The sequence below is a fragment of the Azospirillum sp. UENF 312511 genome, from assembly GCF_058780635.1.
In genome coordinates, this window is sequence record NZ_JBSNCG010000005.1 from 468,329 (window position 1) to 484,616 (window position 16,288).

Here is a 16,288-nt window from a genome sequence, read left to right on the forward strand (position 1 = left end):
CTACCGTGACGGCAGTTCCTTCCAAGGAGAGCTGTCATGGATCACGCCCTAACATTTGTGATCGCGACACTCTGCATCCTCGCCCTCTGCTACCGCTTCTACGGCGTGTTCTTTGTGCGCAAGGTGCTCCGTGCCGATGATTCCGAGGTGACGCCGTCCCACATCCTGGCCGACGGGCGAAACTATGTTCCCACCAAGAAGTGGGTGAACGCCGGCCAGCATTTCGCGGCGATCGCCGCCGCCGGCCCGCTGGTCGGCCCCGTGCTGGCCGCGCAGTTCGGCTATCTGCCGAGCTTCCTGTGGCTGCTGATCGGCTGCGTCATCGGCGGCGCGGTGCACGACACGGTCGTGCTGTTCGCCTCGATGAAGCACAAGGGCCAGTCCCTGTCGGAGGTCGCCAAGGCCGAGCTCGGCCCGGTCGCCGGCTGGTGCACCGGTCTGGCGATGCTGTTCATCATCACCATCACCATGGCCGGCCTGTCGATGGTCGTCGTCCATGCGCTGGAACGCAACGCCTGGGGCGCCTTCGCGGTCTTCATGACGATCCCGATCGCCGTGGCGCTCGGCCTCTACGAGAAGATCACCGGCTCGTCCAAGGGCGCCACCCAGGTCGGCATCGCCGCCATCGCCGCCTCCGTCTTCGCCGGCCCCTACATCCAGGGCACGGTGCTGGGCAGCTGGCTGACGCTGCACGCCGAGACGGTCGCGCTGATCCTGCCGATCTACGCCTTCTTCGCCACGGCGCTGCCGGTGTGGATGCTGCTGACCCCGCGCGGCTACCTGTCGAGCTTCATGAAGATCGGCGTGTTCGGCGCGCTCGTCGTCGGCGTCGTCTTCATCAACCCGGAAATCCGCTTCCCCGCGCTCACCGACTTCATCCATGGCGGCGGCCCGGTGCTGGCCGGCCCGGTGTGGCCGTTCATCTCGATCACCATCGCCTGCGGCGCCATCTCCGGCTTCCACGCCTTCATCGGCTCGGGCACCACGCCGAAGCTGATCGACAAATGGAGCGACATCCGCACCGTGGCCTTCGGCGGCATGCTGGCGGAATGCGTGGTCGGCGTCATGGCGCTGATCGCCGCCACCTCCCTGCACCCGGCCGACTATTTCGCCATCAACTCCTCCCCCGCCGCCTTCCAGGCCCTGAACATGCAGGTCGTCGATCTGCCGCGGCTCAGCCAGGAAATCGGTCTCGACCTCTACGGCCGCACCGGCGGTGCGGTGACCCTGGCCGTCGGCATGACGGAAATCTTCACCCGCATCCCGTGGTTCGGCACGCTGGCCTCCTACTTCTTCCAGTTCGTCGTGATGTTCGAGGCGGTGTTCATCCTGACCGCCGTTGACAGCGGCACCCGCGTGGCCCGCTATCTGATCCAGGACCTGGGTGGCGACCTCTATGCCCCGCTGAAGCGTCTCGACTGGGTCCCCGGTTCGATCGCCGCGAGCGTGCTGGCCTGCGTGGCCTGGGGCTACCTGCTGACGTCGGGCGACATCAACTCGGTGTGGGCGCTGTTCGGGGTGTCGAACCAGCTCATGGCCTCGGTCGGCCTGATCATCGGCGCCACGATCATCCTGCGCCTCGGCCAGAAACGGGTCTACATGCTGACCTGCCTCGTCCCGCTGGCCTACCTGTTCGTGACGGTGAACTACGCTGGCTACTGGATGATCACCAACGTCTATCTGAACCCGCTGGCCAAGGGCTACAACGTCTTCAACGCCGGCATCTCGATCATCATGCTGTCGCTGGGCTTCGTGATCCTGATTGCCGCCCTCAAGAAGTGGAAGGAACTCCTGCGCATCCGCAAGGACACCCTGCCTGAGACGCTGATCGCCACCCCGGCGGAATAGCCGGACACCGGGCAAGCCGCCCGGAGACGACCAAGCGCTCAACCGGAAGAGGTATCGCTGCTCCCCCAGCGGTACCTCTTCTGCATTTCTGTGGAATGGCTGGGACGGCCCCGATTCCACGAATTACAAGGGTTGATTCGCCATCCGGCGGGTGCCATCCAAGGGCCGGCGCCGTGGCCTCCGGGCTGCGGCGCCGGTTTTTCGTGGATGGAACGGGTGGTCGGACACATGCCGCAGGTTGCACGGTCGGTACTTTCGCTCCTGCTCGGGGTCGCATTCCTGATGCTGGGCAACGGCGCGCTCAGCACGCTCATCGGCCTGCGGCTGGCCGGCACGGAATCCGGAGCGGTCGCGGTCGGCCTGATCACCGCCGCCTTCTACACCGGACTGACCGGCGGCTCCCTGTTCGCCCACCGCGTTATCACGCGGGTCGGCCACATCCGCGCCTTCGCCGCCTTCGCCTCCGTCCTGTCGGCGGCGGCGCTGTCGCACGCCCTGTTCGCCGCGGTGCCGCTGTGGACCGTGCTGCGGCTGGCCGAGGGCTTCTGCATGGCCGGCCTCTACATCTGCATCGAAAGCTGGCTGAACGGCACCGCCAACAACGAGACGCGCGGGCAGATCCTGTCGTTCTACATGGTCACGCTCTACGCCGCCTCGGCGGTGGGCCAACAGCTGTTGCAGCTGGACGACGAGGCGGGCGTTCGCATCTTCATGCTGATCGCCATCCTGCTGACGCTCGCCCTGGTGCCGGTGGCGCTGACCCGGACCACGCCGCCGACCCTGCCCAACGTGGAATCCTACGGCCTGCGGCGGCTGTACGAGGCGTCGCCGCTGGGCGTGGTCGGCGTCTTCATCAGCGGGACGGTCACCGGCTCCATCTACGGCCTCGCCCCGGTGTTCGGCGCGGCCTCCGGCTTCGGGGTGTCGGGGACGGCGCTGTTCATGAGCACCCTGATCCTGGGCGGGGTGGCGCTGCAATGGCCGCTGGGACGGTTGTCCGACCGCTTCGACCGGCGCGCTGTCATCATCGGCCTGTCGGCGGCGCTGGCGCTGGTCAGCGTCGGCATGATCCTGGCGGACGGCAGCGGGCGGCAGGAGACTCTGCTGCTGGTGGCGCCGCTGTTCGGCGGGCTGGCCTTCACGCTCTACCCGGTCTGCGCCGCCCACACCAACGACCATGCCGGCCCGGACAACGTGGTGTCGGTCAGCGGCGGGTTGATCCTTGCCAACTCGGTGGGAGCGATCATCGGGCCGCCGCTGGCCTCTGCCGCCATGGGCTTCGCGGGGCCGGAAGCGCTGTTCGGCTTCATCGCGGCGGGGGCGGGCTCGGCGACGCTCTATGGCCTGTGGCGCACGCGAATGCGCCCGCCGCCGCCCGCCGAGGCGCAGGCGAGCTTCCGCCCGCTGCCCCAGACGACGCCGACCGTCACCCCGCTCGACCCGCTGGGTCCGCCCCGGCCGGAGTTGGCGGCTGGGGATTGAGGGAATTTGCGGCAGAGGCCCTCTCCCGCCCCGGGAGAGGGAAGGGGCCCGCACAAAGTGCGGGAAGGGTGAGGGTACTGCCGGGAATCAGCGTCTTGATCCTTGGATTTACCCTCACCCGGCGCCTACGGCGCCACCCTCTCCCGGGGCGGGAGAGGGCCTATTCCTCCGTAACCTTCGCCGGTGCCGTGGGCTGCCAGGGGAAGGCGCCCATCGGGCCCATGCCGACGCGGTCGCGCGGGATTGCCACGTCGCTCTGCATGTAGAGCGCGATCAACTCGGCCAGCGAGCGCAGCGAGTCCGCGTGGATGCGCTCGTAGCCGTGGGAGCTGTCGATGCCGAAGCAGACCAGCGCCGTGCGGATGTCGTTGCCGGCCTCGATGGCGGCGGCGCTGTCGCAGCGGTAATAGCGGAAGACGTCGCGCTGGTGCTCGATATTGTGCTGCTGGCACAGCGACAGCAGCTTGTGCGTCAGGTGATAGTCGAAGGGGCCGGTGCTGTCGGCCATGGCGACGGTCACGCCGAACTCGCGGCTGTTCTGCCCCATGGCGGTGGTGCCGTTGTCGATGGTCACCATCTCCGCCACGTCCTTGTGCAACACCGACGAGGCGCCGGACCCGACCTCCTCGGAGATGGTCAGCAGCAGATGGCAGTCCACCGGCAGCGGCAGCTTGGCGTCCAGCACGGCCTTGGCGGCGGCGAAGATCACCGCCACCCCGGCCTTGTCGTCGAGATGGCGGGAGTTGATGAAGCCGCTGGCGTCGAATTCCGCCTGCGGGTCGATGGCCACGAAGTCGCCGACGTTGAATCCGTGGACCTGCAATTCCGCCAGAGTCTCGCAACGGGCGTCCACCCGGATCTCCAGGTTGGTCCAGGCCACCGGCTGGGTGTCGATCTCCTCGTTGAAGGTGTGGCCGGACGCCTTCAGCGGCAGAATGGTGCCGCGGTAGCTGCCCTTGTCGGTGTAGACGGTGCAGCGCGCCCCCTCGGCGAAGCGCGCCGACCAAGTGCCGATGGGCACGACCTCCAGCCGGCCGTTCGGCTTCAGCATCTTTACCTGGGCGCCCAGCGTGTCGAGATGGGCGACCACGGCGCGGTCGGGGCTGTACTGGCGCCCCGCCAGATCGGCGCGGATGGCGCCGCGCCGGGTCAGTTCGAAGGGGATGCCCAACCGGTGCAGCTCGTCGCCGCAGAAATGGACGATCTGGTCGGTGTATCCGGTCGGGCTCGGGATCTCCAGCAGGCGGCGGAGAAGGCCCGTCAGATAGTCCATGTCGATGACCGGCCGGACGATTCCGGTCCGCGTCAAGGCTGCCTGCTCCATACCACCTCCTGAACGGTCACGCCCGCGGATCGACCGCGGAGTAGGGGAAGAGAAGATCAAGGAAGCGTTCGGCGGTCGGCTGCGGTTCGTGGTTGGCAAGACCGGGCCGCTCGTTCGCCTCGATGATCGCGTAGTCGGACCCCAGCAGGTCGGGGATCAGCAGATCCAGGCCGACCACCGGAATGTCGAGAGCGCGCGCCGCTTCCACCGCCGCCTCCACCACGCGGTGGTGCAGACGGTCGGTGATGTCGTGCAGCGTGCCGCCCGTGTGCAGGTTGGCCGTCTTGCGCACGGCCAGCGTCTGCCCCTCCGGAAGGACCGAGTCCATGGAGAAACCGGCGTCCCGCACGCAACGTTCCGTCTCCTCGTCCATCGGGATGCGGCTTTCCCCGCCGGTGGCGGCGGCGCGGCGGCGGCTCTGCGCCTCGATCAGCTGTGAAATCGTCCGCTCGCCGGTGCCGACGATTTCCGCCGGACGGCGCACCGCGGCGGCGACCACACGGTAGTCGATGACCAGGATGCGCACGTCCTGGCCCTGCACGAACTGCTCCAGCAGCACCGTGTCGCAGATTTTCTTCGCCTTGGACACCGCCCAGGCCAGCGTCTCCGCGTCGCGCACGTCCACGGTGATGCCCTGGCCCTGCTCGCCGCGGGCGGGCTTCACCACGACGCTGCCGTGGCGCTCCAGGAAGGCGGCGTTGTCATCCATGCCGTCCGCGGTCATCTGGTCCGGCACCGACAGGCCGGCGCGCAGCAGCGTGCGCCGGGTCACCGCCTTGTCGTCGCAACGGAACAGCGCCACCGCCGAGGTCAGCTCGCTGAGGCTTTCGCGGCACAGGATGCTGCGCCCGCCGAAGCTGAGGCGGAACAGGTTGGACTCCGCGTCCACCACCTCCACCCCGATGCCGCGGCGCCGGGCCTCGTTGATGATGATCATGGCGTAGGGGTTGAGGCTGGCCTCCACCGCCGGGCCGGCGAACAGCTTCTCGTTGATCGGGTTCTTGGTTTTCAGCGCGAAGACAGGCACCCGCCGGAAGCCCAGCTTTTCATAGAGCGCGATGGCGTTGGCGTTGTCGTGCAGGACCGACAGGTCCATGAAGCTGCGCCCGCGGTCCTTGAAATGCTCGGCCAGCGCGCGGACCAGCGCTTCGCCGATGCCGGGATAGGCCGCTTGCGGATCGACCGCCAGACACCACAGGGAGGAACCGTTCTGCGGGTCCTTGAAGGCGCGGACATGGTCCACCCCGGTGACCGAACCGATGACCGCCCCGCTGACCGGATCGGTGGCGATCAGGTGGGTCAGCACGCGGCTGTCGCGCTCCGACCAGCAGAATTCCGGGTCCATGGTGACCATGCCGCGGGCGCCGTAGATGCGGTTCACGGCATCGACATCCTGGCGGCCGCGCAGCTTTTCGATGGCGAAGCCCCGCGTCTCGCCACCCGGCCGGAAGCCGGCCAGCCGCAGGCGGTAGGTGTGGGAGGGGTCGAGGAACAGCTCGGTCGGCGCCTGGGACAGCGCCACGTGGGGGTCCTCCAGATACAGCGCGATGTCGCGCCGCCCCGGCCCCTCCTGGCGCATCGCCGCGATCAGTTCGCCGACGTCGGGAAAGGTGTTGGCGAACAGCAGGCGGCCCCAGCCGCAATTCACCACCGCGCGCGGCGTCGGCCCCTTTTCCGCTCCGGGATGCCCCGCCCCCGTCCGGCGGTTCGGGCGCGGCGAGTCCTCGTCCATCAGGGCGGAGACCAGGGCGCGTTCGATCCGGAAAGGCGTCTGGGTGCGATTCTGCATCGTCATCATGCGGTGTTCAGATCCCGTGGGTTTGCAGCCAGAACTCCAGCAGGGCGGCCTGCCAGAGCTTCGAACCGCGAAGCGGCGTGATGTGGGTTTCCGGATCGCTGAACAGCCGGTCGAGATATGCCGGCTGGAACAGCGCACGCTCCCGCGCGGCGGGCTGGTTCAGCACGTCGCGCACCAGCTCCAGATAGGGACCGCGCAGGTACTTCAGCGCCGGAACGGGGAAATAGCCTTTGGGCCGGTCGATGACCTCGGAGGGGACGACCTTGCGCGCCGCCTCCTTCAGCACGTATTTGCCGCCGTCGCGCACCTTCAACTCCGGCGGGACGCGGGCGGCCAGCTCGACCAGATCGTGATCGAGGAAGGGCACGCGCCCCTCCAGCCCCCAGGCCATGGTCATGTTGTCGACCCGCTTCACCGGGTCGTCGACCAGCATGACCGTGGTGTCGAGGCGCAGCGCCTTGTCCACCGGACGGTCGGCGCCGGGCCGGGCGAAATGGGCGGCGACGAAGGCGCTCGCCGCGTCCTCGTCGGCCAGATACTGCGGGTTCAGCGCCTCGGCCATCTCCGCGCGGTTGCGGTCGAAGAAGACCTTGGCGTAGGTGGACAGCGGGTCCGCCGTCTCCATCATCGGCGGGTACCAGTGGTAGCCCGCGAAGATCTCGTCGGCGCCCTGGCCGCTCTGCACCACCTTCACATGCTTGGCGACCTCCTGCGACAGCAGGAAGAAGCCGATGGCGTCGTGGCTGACCATCGGTTCCGACATCGCCCGCACGCAGTCCTGAAGGGCGGGCAGGGCGCGGTTGCTGTCAATGAACAGCTTGTGGTGGTCGGTCTGGAAGCGCTGGGCGATCAGGTCGGAATACTGGAACTCGTCGCCCTTCTCCTGGCCCACCGTCTCGAAGCCGATGGAGAAGGTCTGCAGGCCGGTCTGCCCGGCCTCCGCCAGCAGGGCGACGATGACCGAGCTGTCCAACCCGCCCGACAACAGCACGCCGACCGGCACGTCGGCGACCAGACGCCGTTCCACCGCCTTGCGCAGCGTGGACAGCACGGCGTCCTGCCAGTCGCCCTCCGACATCCGCTCATCGCCGGGCTGCGGGCCGAAGACCGGCTCCCAATAGGTTTCCTCAATGCGGCGCCCGTCCGGCTCCAGCGTCAGCAGGGTGGCCGGCGGCAGCTTGCGCACGCCCTTCAGGATGGTCCCCGGCGCCGGGACGACGGCGTGGAAGCTCATGTACTGGTAGAGCCCCACCGGGTCGATGGCGGTGTCGATGTCGCCGCCGGCCAGCAGGGCGGGCAGGGTGGAGGCGAAGCGCAGCCGCCCCGCCGTTTCGGACAGGTAGAGCGGCTTGATGCCCAGCCGGTCGCGGCCCAGTGTGACGCGCCCGCTGTCGCGCTCCCAGATGGCGAAGGCGAACATGCCGTAGAGCCGCTCGACGAAGCGGCGGCCCCAGGCGTGATAGGCTTTCAGCAGAACTTCGGTGTCGCCGTGCGAGAAGAAGCGGTAGCCCTTGGCCTCCAGCTCCGCCCGCAGTTCCGGGTAATTGTAGATGCAGCCGTTGAAGACGATGCCGAGGCCCAGTTCCGGGTCGGTCATCGGCTGCTGCGCCGCCTCGGACAGGTCGATAATGCTCAGCCGCCGGTGACCGAAGGCCATCCGGCCATGGGCGAAGACGCCTTGCCCGTCGGGGCCGCGCAACGCCAGGGCTTCGGTCATCGAGCCGACCGCGGACGCGGAGGCCGGGCAAGAATCGAAGCGGATTTCCCCGCTGATGCCGCACATTGTAAGAAATATCTCCGTATTCGAATGGACTGGACGCCGGCAAAAAACGCAGCGAAACGGCGAAGGACCGGCGCCACCTCTCAACAGGCGTGCAGCTTGATCGTCGCAAGGTTGGGGCCTGCCTTGCAGGGGTTATCCGGGGTAGGGGGCAACGAACGGCCGGGCAGGGCGCTCCGCGATCGGGCCCAATTGGGCTACCGCTTCTGGCGCCATCCGCCCCATGGCCCGGAAAAACACAGTGCGCGGCGGGCGAGAACGATTCGGAGGTGGGAGTGTATTTGAGGCTACCCCGAACGCCTCTTTATTCGCCTGATGTGCGAAGCCAAACAGGAAAAGCGGGCGTGGAAGTCAGGAAACGCAACTTACGGGCAGGCGGTGCAGGAGGCCCACCATCCGTTCGATGTCGACCTCGAAGGAGGCCGCGTTTTCCGCCCCATCCTCACGATGGGGAACGGTTTCGACATGGCTGGCGTAGGACAATCCGCACACACCGCTGAGATGGTAGAAGCAGGGGTTGAGGTAGTTGCTGCTTCGGATCTCCACCATCCAGGTCCCCGGCGCGCAGAATCCGCCGTTGACCAAGCCCGCCCCATGGGCGCCGACCACCAGTTCGGCCTCCTTGAACAGACGAATTTGTTCGAGGAAGGACCGCTCACCGAGCACCACCGTCTCGATTCCGAGCCGCTCCAGCGTCACCGCCAGCGCCGCCTCGTTGGTGATGCGCGGGCAATCGCTGTCGCGCCGGCTGATGAAAATCTGGCGGCGCGCCTGCGGGTCGTGGGCGACGCGGCCGCGCAGGGTCGCGAACAGATCGGTCACGGTTCCGTCCGGGAAAAGCCCGACCCCGCCAAGCTGCGATGGCACGATCAGACGGCGGCACCGGACGAGATCGGATGATGGATCGGCTTCCTCGGCGGGCGTCGCGTAGGTCACCTCACCCATCAGGAGCCGGAGGGAGTCCGCCTGCCAGGACGCCAAGGGCGGGGTGAGCAGCGGCGGTGGCGGACCGAGGAGGCGGGCGCAGGCATGCACCCCCGCCAGGATGTCCATGACCCAGTGAAAGTAGTTCCGGTTCAGCGCGGTGGAGGCCAGCAGCACCGGCCTCTCGATGAGCGGGACGTCGAGATCGCCGCGCTCCAGCCGTTCCAAATCCTCCCGGATGCGCCGGCTGTCGGACAGGTAACAGGAATCCTGCCACACGCCGTGGCCGGGAACATAGACGGCGCCGGTGGAGCGGCGGACATGGACGTCGGTCAGAAAGGACAGGGCCGGCGGGTGCGTGACGATCTCCGCGTGGGGGAAGCCGGACAGGACTGTGCCGTCGGCGTCCCGGCAGAGCCGCCAAACGCGCCGGATCGGCCCCTCCGGAAACAGGATCGCGGGAACGGGGGAGGTCCAGGCTTCGGCCTCCACGATGTCGGCGGGAACCGCCATCACATCCTGGGCGCGGCAAACGGAATAGCCGGCCTGAGGATGGCGTGACGCGGCACCGAACGTCCGCACCGTGACCGGCAGGCCGCATCGAACGGTCGTGCCGTCCTGGACGAACGTGAATGTCAGTTGGACGCGATGCGCCCGGCCGTCGCGCAAATAGGCCGGAACCCGGTATGAGAAATTCAGGCAGCAATGGCCGTTGTGATGCTCGCCGATGAACGGGACGAACTCATCGGCGCGGATCGACGCCCGGTGCTGCCCGTCGATCTCCACCTGACACCAGACGGGGGCATAAGGGCCGGCGCTGCTGACCACCCAGCCGGCAAAACCCTCGTCATCATAATCGACCCGCACCTCGGCGTTCGGCGCTGGGGCGGCGGGGGCGGTTGTGGGCGTGTTCAGCACGTCGGTGTCGTCCGGACTGGCTCATGCGCTTTTCGTCGACCGCGCCTTGCAGAGCGGCCGCTGAACCATACCACCACGCGATTCGGGATCGCAGCGTCCATCGGCAATCCATGCCCGACGACGGACACGGAAGGTGAGTGCGATTCCCATTAGACGTCTAATCGCATTCGGGGACGGTTATCGCCAGAATCCTGCCCAACTCGCTTGCGGCGTGGCGCAGGGCGCCCGGCTCGTGGCCGGTGAAGCCCAGCATCAGCGCCTGCAACGGCGGAGCGGCGATGTGCATCGGGCTGACCGGGCGGACGGCAATGCCACGCCGGGCCGCCACCGCCTCCACGTCGCGGTCCGACAGGCCGGGGCGCAGCCGGGCGATCAGCTTCATGCCCTGCTCCGGCACCTCCGCCTCCATCCAGGGGGAGAGATGGGCGCTGATGGCGTCGGCCAGCGCGTCCCGCGCAGCCGTGTAGCGGCGGCGCATGCGGCGCAGATGCGGGCCGAAATGACCGTCGTTCAGGAAATCCGTCACCACGCCGGTGTAGAGCGTCGCCGGGTGCCAGTCGGTCAAGCGGCGCATCGTGAGCACGGGGTCCAACAGCTCGGGCGGCAGGACGGCGTAGCCGAGCCGCAGGCCGGGAAACAGGACCTTGCTGAAGGTGCCCACATAGATCACCCGCCCACCGCCGTCGATCCCCTGGAGCGAGGCGAGCGGACGGCCTGCGTAGCGGAACTCGCTGTCGTAATCGTCCTCCAGCACCCAGGCACCGGCCGTGCGCGCCCAGGCCAGAAGCTCCATCCGCCGCGCCATCGACAGCACCACGCCCAGCGGGTAGTGGGAGGACGGAGTGACATAGGCCAGCCGGGCGTCCGGCGCCGTGGCGACGCCCGCCGCCACCGCCATGCCCTGCCCATCGACGGGCACCGGCACGACGCGCGCCCGTGCCGCCTCCAGCGCGGCGCGCACCGCGGGGTAGCAGGGGTCTTCCAGCCACACCGGATCGCCGGGCCGCAGCAGCACCCGCAGCACAAGGTCGATGGCCTGCTGGGCGCCGGCCGTGATCACCACCTGCTCGGGCTCGCAGCGCACCGCCCGCGCGCTCTGGAGATAACGGGCGATGGCCTCCCGCAGCGCCGCCGGCCCGCCGGGCTCGCCATAGCCGAGCATCTCCGGGTCGGGCCGTTGCAGATGCCGCAGGGTCAGGCTGCGCCAGATCCGCAAGCTGCGCTCGTCCAGCGCGCAACGCCCCGTGCTGAAGGGGAGGGTGCCGAAGGGGCTGGCCGATGGCGGCGGGGAAGGGACGCGGCGCGACGGCTCCGGTGGCGGAATCTCCAGCCCGTCCGGCAGATCGCGGGACACGAAGCTGCCCGCCCCGACGCGCCCCTCGATGAACCCCTCGGCCAGAAGCTGCTCATAGGCGACGACCACCGTGTTGCGGGCGACGCCGAGCCGTTCGGCCAGGGCGCGCGTCGGCGGCAGCTTTCCGCCGGGCGGCAGGGCGCCGGACAGGATGGCCCGGCGCAGCGCGCCGTAGACCTGCCGCAGCAGCGGTTCCCCGCCCGTCCGGTCGATGGGGAGAAGCATCAGGTCGGACAGATCGGCGGGCATCGGATTGGTCCAGTCGACAAGGTCGGAATTGGCTCTCACGCCGGACCAATGGCTAGGCTCTAATGGCGCCGTTGTCCACCGCCGCGAAGAGAGTTCCGCGATGTCCGAGGCCGTTCCGTCCGACCGCTATCCCGTCACCGACCGCAACCGCGTGAAGCGCCTGCACGAGCGGGGCCGCTACGACCGCGAATCGGTTCACGCCATCCTCGACGGCGCGATGATCGCGCACATCGCCTACGTGATCGACGGGCAGCCCTACTGCACGCCCACGGCCTTCTGGCGGGAGGGGGAGCATCTTTATTGGCACGGGTCCTCGGCCAGCCGGATGCTGCGGGCGCAGCGCGACGGCCTGCCGGTCTGCCTGACCGTCACGCATCTCGACAGCCTCGTGCTCGCCCGCAGCGGGTTCAACCATTCGGCAGACTACCGGTCCGCCATGTGCTTCGGCACCGCGCGCATCGTCGAGGAGCCGGAGGCCAAGGCCCGCGCGCTCGACGCCATGGTCGACCGCTTCTATCCGGGGCGCAGCGCCGACCTGCGGGTCAGCACGGCGCAGGAGATCAAGGCGACTATGGTCGTCGGCATGGAAATCGAGGAGGCGAGCGCCAAGGTCCGGGGCAAGGGCCTGTCCGATGAGGGGGAGGACATGGACCTGCCCATCTACACGGCCCGCTACCCGGTGGTTCAGGTGATCGGCGCCGCCGAGCTTTGCCCGCGGCTTCCCGCCGATACGCCGGTCCCGCCGGGGCTGGCGGGTTTTACCGCCGGCCGCCGGCTGGACGAGCTGATGCTGGAAAACCACCGCATCAGGTTCGGCGGGGAGTAACGCGCCCCTTCTCCGCGTCCGGGGTCACCGCGTCCGGCGCCACTCGCCGTCGATGGTGTAGGGCGCCGAGCGGCGGCGACGGTGCGTCCGATCGCCCTGTGGGGGCTGGCCGTCCAGATGCTCGGCCAGGATCGCCATATTCTTGCGGTTGGCCTTCCAGAACACGTCGGCGATGTTGCCGGCGACCGGAACGGCGCTGATCAGGCTGTCCATCGCCACGTTGCCGACCATGCGCAGCAGCTTGCCGCGCGGCACGCCGAGCCTCCAGGCCTCGCGAATGAGATAGCCGGAGACCGCCGTGGTGGCGAGGTTGCCGAAGCCGGGCACGAGACCCAATACCGCGTCGGCGCCGAAGGTGATGTTGGTGCCCGGCACGCGGACGGCGCTGTCCATCATCCGCGCCAGCCATTCCAGCCGCTGGCGCGCCGCGAAATGCGCAGTCTCGCCGTAGGCGGAACCGTAACGGAACGAAGAAAAAGAGGTAGCGGTCATACGGACCCTCCAGAAGGGGACGGCTGCGCCGTCCGCTCAAGTGAAGGGCTCCGACATCGCGGTCCGTACCAAGTGGACCGCCAGAGGGGCCCGGAGCCAGTCCCGCACAGATGGCCCGGTCGTCCCGCCCACGCAAGACCCACCCGGTATATTTTTGTATGAGTACGGTGGATTCATCCCCGGTTTTTGCAGACCGGTCACAAAAGCATCAGGAAGGCCGGCAGACCGCCCAGAACCGCCCCCTGGGCCCCGCCCCACAGGACATCCCCCTGCTCCACCGACCGGCGCAGCGCGGGGTTGGTGCCGCGCAACTGGCACAGGGCGAAGATGGCCGCGTTCATCGGGCCGGCCAGGGCAAACCACAGGATCCAGGACGGCATGCCGCCGAGCCACACGGCGGGGGCGAGCATGAGGGCGGTGCGCCCGGTCCAGGACAGGCAGCGGAACAGCAGCGCCTCCCATGACCAGACCCCGCGCGCGCCGACCGGGCCGAAGGGCAGGAGATGCTGCCCGATGAGCGTTGCCCCGGCGGTGGCGACCCCGACGACCAGCGCCTCGTTCGCGGGCATGGCGAGCGACCACAGGGCGGTGCTGAGCAGGGTCGCCGGAACGCCCCACAGCAGCAGGCGGGACAGCGCCCCCGTCTGGCGGCTGAGCGCGCTTAGAAAGAAACTGCCGAGCAGGGAACAGGTGACGGTGAGCAGGACGGCGGCGAACAGCAGATAGTCGATGACGAACTGTTCGGTCAGCATCACCATGGCCGCGCTCCCCCACCGGTTCTTTGTTCGTATTCCCCTCAATTACGGTGGGGCGCGACCGGGCCGGCGTCAATGGAAATCACCCCGATTTTTGGGGCCCGCCCACCCCCTTCGTTCCCGCCCCCTCCATTCCTGTTCGTCTCAGAAGGTCGAGAAACCGCTCCAGCACCAGGTTGGCCTGCGTGCCCGTCTTGGTGACCGCCTGGAATTCCTGGGCGTAATGGAAGCGCTCCGGCAGAAGCGCGCGCATCGCCCCGCGCTCGACCCATTGTCGCGCGTAATGGGCGGGCAGGAAGCCGACGTAGCAGCCGGTCAGGATGAGGAAGGCCACGCCCTCGCGGTCGGTCGCGGTTGCGGTGGCGGTCAGCGCCCGCTGCACCCCCGCCGCCTCCGGCACCTGCTGCGCCTCGGTCGGGGCGATGGCGTCGGCGGCCTCCACGGCCGCGTCGGGCACCGTCTCCGCATCGAACAGCGGATGGCCGCGCCCGCAGTAAAGGTGTGATTCCTCCTGGTACAGCGGCAGGCGGTCCAGGCCGGGCAGGGCGCGTCGTGCCGGCACGACACCGACGTGCAAGCGCCCGTCCAGAACGCCGCGCTCGATCTCGTTGGGCGGAATCATGCGGATGTTCACCCGCACCTCCGGTCCCTGCTGCTTGAGGCCGCGCAGGGCGTCGGTCACCCGCATCTTCGGCATGGTGACGAGGTTGTCGGTGATGCCGATGTTCAATTCGCCGCGCAACCGCCCGTGCGCGGCGTTGATCTCGCTGCGGAAGCTCTCCAGCCCGGCGAACAGGCGCAGCGCCGCCTCGTAGGCCATGCGCCCCTCGTCGGTGAGCAGGAAGCCCGCCCGCCCGCGCCGGCACAGACGCAACCCCAGCCGCCGTTCCAGATCGGCCATGTGCAGGCTGATAGCGGCGCGGCTGATGTTCAGTTCCACCTCCGCGGCGGAAAAGCCGCCGCACTCCACCACCGTCTTGAAGACGCGCAGCAGGCGCAGGTCGGCGTCGTTGAGGCCGCTCAGGGGGCGGGCGGGCTTGGTCATGGATAGGTAAGCGGATGCTTGCGTAAAGTTTGAATGGTTTGGATTTAACCGCAACCATGCCTCCGCGCACACTGTTTTCCGAGACGATCCCCCGACGCCCCCCAGCCAGCAGGAGTGCCGCCCGATGCCGCCGTTGGACGAGAGCCAGAAAGCCGGAGCCGCCCCGACCGCCGGGCTGACGCGCGAGGAGCTGGACGCCCACTGGATGCCCTTCACGGCGAACCGCGAATTCAAGGCGAATCCGCGCCTGATCGCCCGCGCCGAAGGCGCCTGGTACTGGGACGCCGAGGGGCGGAAAATCTACGACAGCCTGTCCGGCCTGTGGTGCTGCGGCGCCGGGCACAGCCGCCGCGAAATCAGCGAGGCGGTGGCCCGCCAGATCGCCGAACTGGACTACAGCCCGGCCTTCCAGTTCGGCCACCCCGCCGCTTTCAAGCTGGCGCACAAGCTGGCCTCGATGACGCCGGCCGGGCTGGACCATGTGTTCTTCGTCAATTCGGGGTCGGAGGCCACCGACACGTCGCTGAAGATGGCGCGGGCCTATTGGCGGCTGAAGGGCCAGCCGACCAAGACCAAGCTGATCGGCCGGTCCAAGGGCTACCACGGCGTCAATTTCGGCGGCATCAGCCTGGGCGGCATCGGCGGCAACCGCAAGCTGTTCGGCTCGGGTGTCGAGGCCGACCACCTGCCGCACACGCTGCTGCCGCAGAACGCCTTCACCAAGGGCCTGCCGGAGCAGGGCGCCGAACTGGCCGACGCGCTGGAGGAGCTGGTCGCCCTGCACGACGCCTCCAACATCGCCGCGGTGATCGTCGAGCCGCTGGCCGGCTCCGCCGGCGTGCTGCCGCCGCCCAAGGGCTATCTGAAGCGGCTGCGGGAACTGTGCGACAAGCACAACATCCTGCTGATCTTCGACGAGGTCATCACCGGCTTCGGCCGCATGGGGGCCGCCTTCGGCGCCGACGCCTTCGGCGTGGTCCCCGACATCATGAACGTTGCCAAGGGCCTGACCAACGGCGCGGTGCCGATGGGCGCGGTGGTCGCCAGCCGTGAGATCTACCAAACCTTCATGGACAACGGCGGCGCCGACTATATGGTCGAGTTCCCGCACGGCTACACCTACTCCGCCCACCCCGTCGCCTGCGCCGCCGGCCTCGCCGCGCTGGAGTTGTTCGAGCGGGACAAGCTGGCCGAAAAGGCGGCGGCGCTGGCCCCGCATTTCGAGACGGTGCTGCACGGGCTGAAGGGGCTGAAGCACATCACCGACATCCGCAACTACGGGCTGTGCGGCGCGGTGCAGATCGCGGCCCTGCCGGGCGAGCCGGCCCGCCGCCCCTACGAGATCGCCATGAAGTGCTGGAAAGCGGGCTTCTACGTCCGCTTCGGCGGCGACACGCTGCAGTTCGGCCCGCATTTCATCAGCGAGCGCGAGGACCTCGACCGGCTGATGAACGCCGTTGCCGACGCCATCCAGGCGACCGCTTGAGGAGGAT

At 68.5% G+C, this 16,288-nt stretch carries 12 protein-coding genes; 4 read left to right on the plus strand and 8 right to left on the minus strand.

Features of this window, described 5'->3' with window-relative positions:
• Positions 1-36 precede the first annotated feature (36 nt).
• Both ACWPN7_RS30675 and ACWPN7_RS30680 read left to right on the plus strand, forming a co-directional pair.
• The gene (locus ACWPN7_RS30675) at positions 37-1,848 is read left to right on the plus strand and encodes a carbon starvation CstA family protein (RefSeq protein WP_035679491.1); all 1,812 of its coding nucleotides are present in this window, start codon (positions 37-39) and stop codon (positions 1,846-1,848) included.
• A 228-nt stretch (positions 1,849-2,076) separates the two neighbouring features.
• Positions 2,077-3,330 (plus strand): MFS transporter, encoded by a 1,254-nt coding sequence (locus ACWPN7_RS30680; RefSeq protein WP_459197113.1) that lies wholly within the window; start codon positions 2,077-2,079, stop codon positions 3,328-3,330.
• Positions 3,331-3,490: 160 nt separating this feature from the next.
• Here the strand turns inward: ACWPN7_RS30680 and ACWPN7_RS30685 are convergent, their stop codons facing one another.
• From ACWPN7_RS30685 to pdxR, 5 genes are all read right to left on the minus strand, one after another.
• Complete coding sequence (locus tag ACWPN7_RS30685; protein WP_459197112.1) at positions 3,491-4,639, minus strand: osmoprotectant NAGGN system M42 family peptidase; 1,149 nt, start codon at positions 4,637-4,639, stop codon at positions 3,491-3,493.
• A 31-nt stretch (positions 4,640-4,670) separates the two neighbouring features.
• Positions 4,671-6,452 carry an N-acetylglutaminylglutamine synthetase gene (gene ngg / locus ACWPN7_RS30690; RefSeq protein ID WP_459197111.1) on the minus strand — a complete coding sequence of 594 codons (1,782 nt, stop codon included), beginning with the start codon at positions 6,450-6,452 and terminating at the stop codon, positions 4,671-4,673.
• A gap of 7 nt (positions 6,453-6,459) precedes the next feature.
• A complete protein-coding gene (locus ACWPN7_RS30695; protein ID WP_459197110.1) occupies positions 6,460-8,235 on the minus strand; it encodes an N-acetylglutaminylglutamine amidotransferase in 1,776 nt (591 codons plus the stop codon).
• Positions 8,236-8,583: 348 nt separating this feature from the next.
• On the minus strand, positions 8,584-10,074 hold the full coding sequence (locus ACWPN7_RS30700; RefSeq protein ID WP_459197109.1) for a glycosyltransferase family 61 protein: 1,491 nt from the start codon (positions 10,072-10,074) through the stop codon (positions 8,584-8,586).
• Positions 10,075-10,231: 157 nt separating this feature from the next.
• Positions 10,232-11,677: a MocR-like pyridoxine biosynthesis transcription factor PdxR gene (gene pdxR, locus ACWPN7_RS30705; protein WP_456510844.1), complete on the minus strand. Its 1,446-nt coding sequence runs from the start codon at positions 11,675-11,677 to the stop codon at positions 10,232-10,234.
• Positions 11,678-11,777: 100 nt separating this feature from the next.
• Here pdxR and ACWPN7_RS30710 point away from each other — a divergent pair, with 100 nt between their 5' ends.
• Positions 11,778-12,503, plus strand: coding sequence for a pyridoxamine 5'-phosphate oxidase family protein (locus ACWPN7_RS30710; protein WP_459197108.1), 726 nt, complete (start codon positions 11,778-11,780; stop codon positions 12,501-12,503).
• Positions 12,504-12,527: 24 nt separating this feature from the next.
• Here the strand turns inward: ACWPN7_RS30710 and ACWPN7_RS30715 are convergent, their stop codons facing one another.
• The 3 genes from ACWPN7_RS30715 to ACWPN7_RS30725 all read right to left on the minus strand — a co-directional run bounded on the left by ACWPN7_RS30715 (position 12,528) and on the right by ACWPN7_RS30725 (position 14,795).
• On the minus strand, positions 12,528-12,995 hold the full coding sequence (locus ACWPN7_RS30715; protein WP_103040354.1) for a DUF4112 domain-containing protein: 468 nt from the start codon (positions 12,993-12,995) through the stop codon (positions 12,528-12,530).
• A gap of 197 nt (positions 12,996-13,192) precedes the next feature.
• Complete coding sequence (locus ACWPN7_RS30720) at positions 13,193-13,753, minus strand: hypothetical protein (protein ID WP_349620064.1); 561 nt, start codon at positions 13,751-13,753, stop codon at positions 13,193-13,195.
• 79 nt (positions 13,754-13,832) lie between these two features.
• Positions 13,833-14,795, minus strand: a complete 963-nt coding sequence (locus ACWPN7_RS30725) for a LysR family transcriptional regulator (protein WP_201042530.1) — start codon at positions 14,793-14,795, stop codon at positions 13,833-13,835.
• A 124-nt stretch (positions 14,796-14,919) separates the two neighbouring features.
• Between ACWPN7_RS30725 and aptA the strand changes: the two genes are divergently transcribed.
• Complete coding sequence (gene aptA / locus ACWPN7_RS30730) at positions 14,920-16,281, plus strand: omega-aminotransferase AptA (protein ID WP_459197107.1); 1,362 nt, start codon at positions 14,920-14,922, stop codon at positions 16,279-16,281.
• The last annotated feature ends 7 nt before the right edge of the window (positions 16,282-16,288 follow it).